The 9138-nt window shown below is 60.3% G+C and carries 5 protein-coding genes and 5 pseudogenes; 3 read left to right on the forward strand and 7 right to left on the reverse strand.

Annotated features, from left to right (window positions below; genetic code table 11):
* Positions 1–71: 71 nt before the first annotated feature.
* The 7 genes and pseudogenes from upp to purM form a co-directional block, all read right to left on the reverse strand.
* Positions 72–703 (reverse strand): annotated as a pseudogene (gene upp, locus GKE73_RS13765) (uracil phosphoribosyltransferase).
* 142 nt (positions 704–845) lie between these two features.
* On the reverse strand, positions 846–1610 hold the full coding sequence (locus tag GKE73_RS13770) for an EAL domain-containing protein (protein WP_230370447.1): 765 nt from the start codon (positions 1608–1610) through the stop codon (positions 846–848).
* 231 nt (positions 1611–1841) lie between these two features.
* Positions 1842–2153, reverse strand: a complete 312-nt coding sequence (gene grxD, locus GKE73_RS13775; protein ID WP_230370448.1) for a Grx4 family monothiol glutaredoxin — start codon at positions 2151–2153, stop codon at positions 1842–1844.
* Positions 2154–2351: 198 nt separating this feature from the next.
* A pseudogene (locus tag GKE73_RS13780) lies at positions 2352–3607 on the reverse strand (RsmB/NOP family class I SAM-dependent RNA methyltransferase).
* Positions 3603–4748 carry a DUF3108 domain-containing protein gene (locus tag GKE73_RS13785; protein ID WP_230370449.1) on the reverse strand — a complete coding sequence of 382 codons (1146 nt, stop codon included), beginning with the start codon at positions 4746–4748 and terminating at the stop codon, positions 3603–3605. The pseudogene GKE73_RS13780 and the gene GKE73_RS13785 overlap by 5 nt, the downstream one beginning before the upstream one ends.
* A gap of 3 nt (positions 4749–4751) precedes the next feature.
* A pseudogene (purN, locus tag GKE73_RS13790) lies at positions 4752–5382 on the reverse strand (phosphoribosylglycinamide formyltransferase).
* A gap of 71 nt (positions 5383–5453) precedes the next feature.
* Positions 5454–6488 (reverse strand): annotated as a pseudogene (gene purM, locus GKE73_RS13795) (phosphoribosylformylglycinamidine cyclo-ligase).
* Between the two features lie 273 nt (positions 6489–6761).
* Between purM and hda the strand changes: the two are divergent.
* The 3 genes and pseudogenes from hda to GKE73_RS13810 all read left to right on the forward strand — a co-directional run bounded on the left by hda (position 6762) and on the right by GKE73_RS13810 (position 9099).
* A complete protein-coding gene (gene hda / locus GKE73_RS13800) occupies positions 6762–7436 on the forward strand; it encodes a DnaA regulatory inactivator Hda (protein WP_230370450.1) in 675 nt (224 codons plus the stop codon).
* 115 nt (positions 7437–7551) lie between these two features.
* Positions 7552–8115 (forward strand): HAD family hydrolase, encoded by a 564-nt coding sequence (locus tag GKE73_RS13805; protein WP_312854454.1) that lies wholly within the window; start codon positions 7552–7554, stop codon positions 8113–8115.
* Positions 8116–8228: 113 nt separating this feature from the next.
* Positions 8229–9099: pseudogene (locus GKE73_RS13810) on the forward strand (ATP-binding protein).
* Positions 9100–9138: the final 39 nt, after the last annotated feature.

Consider the following 9138-nt stretch of genomic DNA (forward strand, 5'->3'; position numbering starts at 1 on the left):
GGGTTACGATGTGGCAAAAACGTGCCGCCAGCCCAAGCAGGAGAGCGCGGCACGGTGGCTGACTAGTTGGCTCAGACGTTCTTGGTGCCGAAGATCTTGTCGCCGGCATCGCCCAGTCCCGGAATGATATAGCCCTGTTCATTCAGGTGGCTATCCAGTGACGCGGCGTAGATTTGCACATCCGGGTGAGCGGCGTTGACGGCCTTGACGCCTTCCGGTGCGGCGACCATCACCACCGCCTTGATCTGCTTGCAGCCCTTGCGCTTGAGCAGGTCAATGGTGGCAACCATGGAGCCGCCGGTGGCCAGCATCGGGTCGATGATCAGGGCAATGCGCTCGTCCAGACTGTCGACGAACTTGTCGAAGTACGGCTCCGGCTGCAGTGTTTCTTCGTTGCGCGACAGGCCCACCACACTGATCTTGGCGCTTGGCACCAGATCAAGCACGCCGTCCAGCATGCCGATCCCTGCACGCAAGATCGGTACCACCGTCACTTTTTTGCCCTTGATCTGCTGAACTTCGATCTCGCCGCACCAGCCCGGATGGCGGTGGTTTCCAGTTCGAAGTCGCGCGTGGCTTCATAAGCCAGCAGCCGGGCCAGTTCCCGGGTCAACTGGCGGAATTTCATGGTGCTGATGTCGCCTTCGCGCAACAAGCCGAGCTTGTGCTGGACCAGCGGGTGTTTAACGACGGAGATTTGCATAGTGTTCGGGCTTTCAACCTTGATAAAAAGCCGCCATTCAGCTGGGGTAACGGCGGAATCACGACTTTTCGGATAGCGGATAAGCGAAACCGGCAGCGGTGGCGCTGCCGGTTAGTTTCATTTCAAGAGTGTGGCCGGTATTTTAGCCCTTTTCCCAGTCGGAAATCCACGGCATCAGCCCTTCTCCGGGCAATGGCGGCGAGCAAATGTAGCCTTGCACCGCCTGACAGCCCAGTTCGCTCAGTACCGCCAGGTCTGCCGCATCTTCCACCCCCATGGCGATGGTCTGCAGTCCCTGCTCCTGACCATGCTTCAGACTTTCCTGCAGAATGGCACGCAGGTGGCTGTTGCGGGCCGAGCCCTGCACGAAGGCGCGGTCGATCTTGATGGCACTGAAATGCTGGCGATCCAGCTTGTCCAACATGTCGACGCCAATGCCAAATTCGTCCACCGCTACGCCAAAACCCTTGCTGCGCAGCGCCGCCAGTTGCGGGATTGCGGCTTCCCAGTGGGGGCGCAGGGCGTTTTCGGAAAACTCCAGCGTCAGGTCCTGTGGTGTCAGCCCGGCCAGACGGGTTTTCTGTTCCAGATAACTGGTGAGTTGCGGATCGGCCAGCAGGAAGGCCGACAGGTTGATCGACACGTTGAGCGCGTGGTTGTGATCCAGCCAGTCGCGGCAGGCATACAGCGATTTTTCCAGAATCAGTTCGGTCAGCTCACGGATCATGCCGCGTTCTTCCATGACCGGCACGAAGGCGATGGGTGAGAGTACGCCCAGCGCCGGGTGACGCCAGCGGGCCAGTGCCTCGGCCCCGATGACCTTGCGGCTGGAGATGTCGACGATGGGCTGAAAGTAGGGCACCAACTGGTCGTTGACCAGTGCCTTCCAGATTTCGTCAATCGGCATGGCGCCACCGCCACTACGGGCCCGCAGTGTGGATTCTGGTGCAAATAATGGAGCGTGTCGGAAGATCATCATCGTTATGTAAGCGGGGTATCCATGTTTACATTGTATGCCTACTTGGTGCGCTAGGGTTATTCATATGTAATTTTTTGCGCAACACGATGAAAAAAGGGCTTGCTGCCATCTGCCGTCAGGCAAAACGGTAGCAGCCTTGGCATGGCCGGAATACGTGGTTTACAGGCCCTTGAGCAGTTCCTGCAGTTCGCCCGACTGGTACATTTCGTACAGGATGTCCGAGCCGCCGATGAATTCGCCTTGCACGTACAGTTGCGGAATGGTCGGCCAGTTGGCGTATTCCTTGATGCCCTGACGGATATCCGGGTCTTGCAGGACGTCGACGGTTACCAGATTGTTAACGCCACAGGCCTTGAGGATCTGCACGGCGCGCGAGGAAAAACCACATTGCGGGAACTGCGGGGTGCCCTTCATGAAGAGTACGACCGGGCTGCTGGTAACGGTTTGCTTGATGCGTTCTTGGGTGTTCATGCGGGCAGTATCCTTGATGGGGAGAAAGCAGCCACGGCCTCTGGCTGACGGGCTTTGCTGATGACTCGTTCTGCTGGCAGGGGATGTGTTGTGCGTTTCCCCCGGCAAATACTTGAGTGTTTAGATAGGTTATTTTACGGATCTGTTGCGGGCGGGTCAATTTCCCCGGAGGGAGTCGACCCGCTCGCTGTCAGGGCGTCAGGCCGGGGTGCGTACCAGAACGGCGGCAAAGAAGCCGTCGGTATTGTGCAGGTTGGGCTTCAGTTCCAGATAATCGCCGGTACTCAGGGCGATTTTCTGTTCGGCCAACACCTGATCGACCGGAACACGCTGGAAGTCCGGGTGTTCGGCGAGGAAGGCTTCGACGATCTGCTGGTTTTCCTGCGGCAGCAAGCTGCAGGTGGCATAGACCAGACGGCCGCCATTTTTTACCAGCCGCGAGGCTGAGGCCAGAATTGCCGCCTGCTTGACGTTAAGTTCTGCCACGCTCTCCGGGCTTTGGCGCATTTTCAGGTCCGGGTTGCGGCGCAAGGTGCCAAGACCGGAGCACGGTGCATCCACCAGTACGCGGTCGGCCTTGCCTGCCAGCCGTTTGACCTTGGTGTCGTTTTCATGTGCCAGCAACTGCGGGTGCACATTGGACAGGCCGGAGCGCGCCAGACGCGGTTTGAAGTTGGCCGGGCGTTTTTCCGAAACATCAAACGCATACAGGCGGCCGCTGGAAGCCATCTGGGCGCCGAGCAGCAGGGTTTTGCCACCGGCGCTCAAGACAGAAGTCAACCACCATTTCGCCACGGCGCGCGCCCAGCAGCAGGCCGAGCAACTGGCTGCCTTCGTCCTGAACTTCGATAACGCCGGACTGGAACAGTTCGTGACGATTCAGCGCCGGTTTGCCCTTCAGGCGGATGCCGATGGGCGAGTACGGTGTGGCTTGCGCGTCGAAGCCATCCATGCGCAAACGATCCAGCGCTTCGTCGCGTTTCATCTTGAGCGTGTTGACGCGCAGGTCGAGCGGGGCGCTTTCAATCATGCCGCGGCCAAGTGCGATGATGGCGGCCGGGTCGGTTTCGGCCAACCTTTCGATCACCCAGGCTGGCAGCTCGGCCTGCACGGCCAGATTGTCCGGCAGGGTGCGGCCTTTCAGTTCGCCGATCCGAGGTTTTTTCTTCTTCTTTCAGGCTGCTGCCAAATTCCTTGATATTGAGACCACGCACGCGTGCCAGCGTGGCTAGGGCCAAGCGGCGCGCCGTGGCTTTTTGCGGCGCAATCAGCGCGCACAGCTGACCATAGCGGCGCAGGCAGGCGAAGGCGGTTTCCGCGATGATGTGGCGGTCGTTGGCTCCCAGCTTGTCATGGGCGCGGAAATAGGCCGACAGCACCGCATCGGCCGGGTTGTCGAAGCGGGTCATTTTGGTGAGCACGGCTTCGATGTGATTCAGTTGGCTAGGGTTAATGCTCATTTTTGGTCCGTATACCGGGTTGCGGCGGGAGTTTCCACGCTTGCTGGCCGTTGACGTTGATCATCACGGCGCGCAGCTCCACACGTTTTTTCGGGTCCACCCGCAGGATGCGTACGGGCAGGTTGGCAAAGTCCGGTGCCAGCCAGAATTCGGTGAGATCGTCCTGCGCTTTGGCGCGGAACACGATCACACGTATCTTGCCGGAACCGGTGTCGTAATCGGTCTCCCCGCTGGCTGCCATCGGGTATTCGTAGACTTTCTTACCTGTGGTGATCTGAATCGGCGCGGCGCCCAGATTGCCGCCCTTGAGCCCCAACTGGAACGCCAGACTGAACACGTCCTGCGCGCCCGGTTTGAGCGGTTCTTCCTTGTCGCCCTGATCCCCGTAATGTAACACGCCAGCGTCGTGGTCGAAGTGCGCCGATTCTTTGGCAACATTGCCCTTGTAGGCTTGCAGCTCATCCGGTTGCAGCCCGGCCTTGCCGATCTGCCCGTGTGAGTCGTAGCGCAGGTTGGGGCCGACGATAGGTGAGAAATTGACTTCCAGCCGGTAGCCGCCGTTGGCTCGTTGCCAGCTCATGTCGCCGCGACCCGCCAACATGGAGTTGTAGAAGGTCTGGTAGTGCAGCTTGGCTTCGCGCGGGAAGCGCCCCAGCTTGCTGGCCGGATGAATGTAGCCATTGCCAGCCGTTTTGTCGGCAGGCGTGTTATCCGTCTCGGTTGGCTCCGCCGGGTTATCCGTTGGCGCTGGTGTCGTTTTGGCAACGGCAACCGGTTCGCTGGCGGCCGGTTTGCCGACCGGGTTGTTTGCTCCCTCGGCCGCCAGCTTCAGCGGCGCGGAGGCGTCCTGTTTGCGCTTGGCTGGCCGTGCCTTTTTCTTGTGCGGCGTGTGCCGGGCCGTGCTGGCAGCTTTTACTGGCAGCGTTTTCAACTGGGTAGTGGCGCCGTTGGCCGCTACTGCGGGTGGCGGTTCGTCCAGCGCCAGTGCTTGCAGCTTGACGTCGATCTTGCGTAGCGCCGGGTCTGGCGGCAGGTCGATGCTGGCTTCCGGTAGCAGGCCGGAGCCAATCACGCCCAGATGCAGCAACAGCGACAGGGCGATGGCGACCAGCAACAGGCGCGACGCAGGTTTCATGGCTTAGTTGGGTTGCGGCGACATGAGCGTGGCTGGCGCGTTGTCATGGCTCAGCACCTTGCCGTCAATCAGCCGCAGTTGCCCGGCGGCAAAGCGGCGTACCGCATCGGGGTAAAGCTGGTGTTCCAGCTTGAGGATGCGGGCGGCGAGGCTGTCGGCGTTGTCGTCGGCCAGAATGTTGACCACGCCTTGCGACACGATCGGGCCGTGGTCCAGCTCTGCCGTGACGAAATGCACGGTGCAACCGGCAATCTTGCAGCCCATCTCCAGTGCCCGCTGGTGGGTGTGCAGGCCGGGGAAGGCGGGCAGCAGCGACGGGTGGATATTGAGCAGACGGCCTTCGTAGTGGCGGGTGAATTCCGGCGTGAGGATACGCATGAAGCTTTCCAGTACCAGCAAGTCCGGCTGGAAACTGTCGATGGTTTCGGCCAACTTGGCGTCAAACGCTTCGCGGCTACTGAACTGCTTGTGGTCGATCACTGCCGTGCTGATGCCGCGCTGTGCCGCCCGAGAAAGTGGCGGCATCCGGCCGGTTGGACAGCACCGCCGCAATGCGGACACCGGGGATGTCGGCCTCGACAATGGCTTGCATGTTGGAGCCACGGCCGGAAATGAGTATGACGATGTTTTTCATGAGACGGCAAAATCCGCAAGACAAAGACAAACGCCGCCAGCGATAGCGGCGTAATGGAGCGATACAACTGATCAGGCCACTTGGGTTTGATGCTCGTCGCCGTTGCGCTGACGGATTTCACCGATGCGGTAGACGGTTTCGCCTTCGGCAGCCAGCAGTTCACGGGCGGCGTCGGCGTGTTCCGGTGCCACAATCACGACCATGCCAATGCCGCAGTTGAAGGTGCGGTACATTTCCTGTGCGTCCACATTGCCTTCGCTTTGCAGCCACTGGAACAGCTTGGGCAAGGCCCAGCTGCTGGCATCGATTTGCGCCACGGTGTTGGCTAAGCAGTACGCGCGGGGTGTTTTCGGTGATGCCGCCGCCGGTGATGTGCGCCATGCCTTTGACCGGCAGGGTTTGCATCAGCTTGAGCAGCGGTTTCACGTAAATGCGGGTCGGTGCGATGATGGCTTCGCGCAGCGTCTTGCCCGCTTCGAACTCGGCGTCCAGTTGCGGCTGGGCGCGTTCGATGATCTTGCGAACCAAGCTGTAGCCGTTGGAATGCACGCCGTTGGAACCCGTGCCCAGTACCACGTCACCCGGCTGGATGTCGCGGCCGGTAATGACCTTGGATTTTTCCACCACGCCGACGGCAAAGCGTGTCATATTCACCCACCGGGTACATGCCCGGCATTTCGGCGGTTTCGCCGCCGATCAGCGCACAGCCAGCCTGTTCGCAACCGGCCGCAATGCCTTTGATGACGTCGGTGGCTTGCGGCACGTTGAGCTTGCCGCAGGCGAAGTAATCCGAGAAGAACAGCGGTTCCGCACCCTGCACCAGGATGTCGTTCACGCTCATGGCCACCAGATCGATGCCGACGGTGTCATGCTTGTTCCAGTCGAAGGCGAGCTTCAGCTTGGTGCCCACGCCGTCGGTGCCGGAAACCAGTACCGGCTCTTGGTACTTTTTGGAAATTTCCACCAGTGCGCCGAAACCGCCGAGGCCGCCGAGCACTTCCGGACGCATTGTGCGTTTGGCAAACGGCTTGATGTTTTCGACGAGCGCGTCGCCTGCGTCGATATCGACGCCTAACATCACGATAACTGAGGGACGTGGTGTTCAAGGTGGACTCGCTTTCTGCTAACTTGAGTATCTTTGCGTCAAGCTTTCGCCTGAGCGAAAACACTGTATTTTAACTGAAAATTTCTGCCTCTGCTGCCGTTGCTGCGCTCTGGTGCTAAGCTGTGGCCGCAAAAACCACGGTTTTTGTCGTCACTGTGGCGCCCGCGAGCGGGTGAACGGCTTTCGCTGCGGGAGGCAATCAGCGTAAAATCGCGCGATAACTTTGCCTTATTAATTGATTCTTTCGGCCAACCCGCCACGATACCGCTCAATCTTGGACCAGCTCGTACTCGATCTCACGCCCGCGCCGCTTCCTGCCTTTGACAACTTTGTTGCCGAACGCAATCGCGAAGTGATTACCGCCCTGACCGCTCCGGAAGCCGAACGCTTCATCTACCTGTGGGGAGAATCGGGCAGCGGTAAGACCCATCTGCTACAGGCCTGGATTGCCCACGCCGAACGACTGGGCCGCGCCGCGATCTATCTGGATGCCCAGCACGAGAGCCTGCCGGATTTTGCCCGCGAAGCCAGCTTCATCGCTGTCGACCACGTTGACGATCTGGCGCCCGATGACCAGATCATGCTGTTTTCGTTTTACAACTCGTTGAAAGAAGGCGGCGATGGCCGCCTGCTGATGGCCGGGCGTCAGCCGCCGATGGCGTTGTCGGTGCGTGACGATTTGCGCACGCGGCTGGGCTGGGGGCTGGTGTTTGAGGTGAAGGCGTTGTCGGATGACGACAAACTGGCGGCCTTGCGCACCCATGCCGCCACGCGCCAGCTGTCCATTCCCGACGATGTGTTCCGCTATCTGCTTACCCACTGGCGGCGCGACCTGACCAGCCTGATCGCCATGATCGACATGCTGGACCGCTATTCGCTGGCGCTGCGCTTACCGATTACCGTGCCGCTGGTAAAAAACGTTTTGCAAACCGCTACCCACGAATCCTGAAGGTCCGTTATGAATCTTGCGTTGTTTGATCTGGATAACACTCTGCTGGCTGGCGATTCCGATTTCGAATGGCCGCGCTTCATGATCAAGCGCGGCATGGTCGATCAGGAAGTGTATGACCGCCGGAACAATCATTTTTACGAGCAGTACAAGGCTTGGCACGCTGGACATCAACGAATATCTGGAATTTGTGCTGGAGCCACTCACCCGTTACAGCCGTGCGGAACTGGATGTGCTGCACGCCCAGTACATGGAAGAACACATCAAGCCGATCATCCTGCCCAAGGGGCGCGAGCTGCTGGCCGCGCATCAGGCAGCGGGCGACGAGGTGCTGATCATTACCGCAACCAACCGTTTCATTACCGGGCCGATTGCACGCGAACTGGGGGTGGACACCCTGATCGCCGTCGAGGTGGAAGAAGACGGCGATGGCCAGTTCACCGGCAAGCCGACCGGGGTGCCCAGCTATCAGGACGGCAAGATCACCCGCCTCAACATGTGGTTGGCCGAACGCGGCAAAACGCTGGCGTCTTACGAGCAGAGCTTTTTTTACAGCGACTCGCGCAATGACCTGCCGCTGCTGTCCATCGTTAGCCACCCGGTGGCGGTGGACCCGGACGAAACCCTGCGCGCGCATGCCGAGGCGCACGGCTGGCCGGTGATCAGCTTGCGCGACTGAGCGTTATTGCCACACCCACCGACAGGCCGTTGCTTAAGCCTGTCATTGCCGGGAGGCATTTTTGCAGAGCGGTGCGTTGCTGTTGTGCAAAACAGCCTTCCTGAGGATTCATCATGGACAAACTGGAAGCGTTTTTGACCCGTGCCGAGGCTCTGTTGGCACGCCCGGAACCGTTGCTGCCGCCATACACAGCGAGCCGGACTGGACCGCGCTGGCGTTTCGCTGGCGCCGTCAGGGCATGGCTTAGGCTGGCTGGAGGCGGTGACCACGCCGCATACCATGGCGCTGGACAACCTCACCCACATCGACCGCCAACTGGCGCAACTGGTGCGCAACACCCGCCAGTTCGTCAAGGGCAAACCGGCCAACAACGTGCTGCTGACCGGCGCCCGCGGTACTGGTAAATCTTCGCTGATCAAGGCTTTGCTGCCGGAGTTTGCCGACAAGGGCCTGCGCCTGATCGAGGTGGAAAAAGAGCACTTGTCCGATCTGCCGCAGATCGTCGAGCTGATTGCCGCCCGGCGCGAGCGCTTCATTCTGTTTTGCGATGATCTGTCGTTTGAAGACGGCGACGATGGCTACAAGGCGCTGAAGACGGCGCTGGACGGCGGGCTGGCACGGCGCACGGACAACCTGCTGGTGTATGCCACCTCCAACCGCCGCCATCTGCTGCCGGAAAAAATGAGCGATAACCGCGAAAGCTGGCTGCAGGATGGCGAAATTCATCCGGGCGAAGCGGTAGAAGAACGCGTGTCGCTGTCCGACCGTTTTGGCCTGTGGCTGTCGTTTTATCCGTTCGATCAGGATGCCTATCTGGCGGCGGTGGATAAATGGCTGGCGCATTTCAACCTCACGCTGGATGCGGTGGCTGAGCGCGCGGCGCTGCAATGGAGCCAGACCCGCGCCAGCCGCTCCGGCCGCGTGGCGTGGCAGTTTGCCTGCGACTGGGCCGGGCGTAGCGCCAAGGAACGCAAGGCCGATTAAGCGCCCGGCGTGGCGTTCGGCCAACCGGGCTCCTTCCCA

It is taken from the genome of Paludibacterium denitrificans (genome assembly GCF_009707705.1).
GTDB lineage: Bacteria > Pseudomonadota > Gammaproteobacteria > Burkholderiales > Chromobacteriaceae > Paludibacterium_A > Paludibacterium_A denitrificans.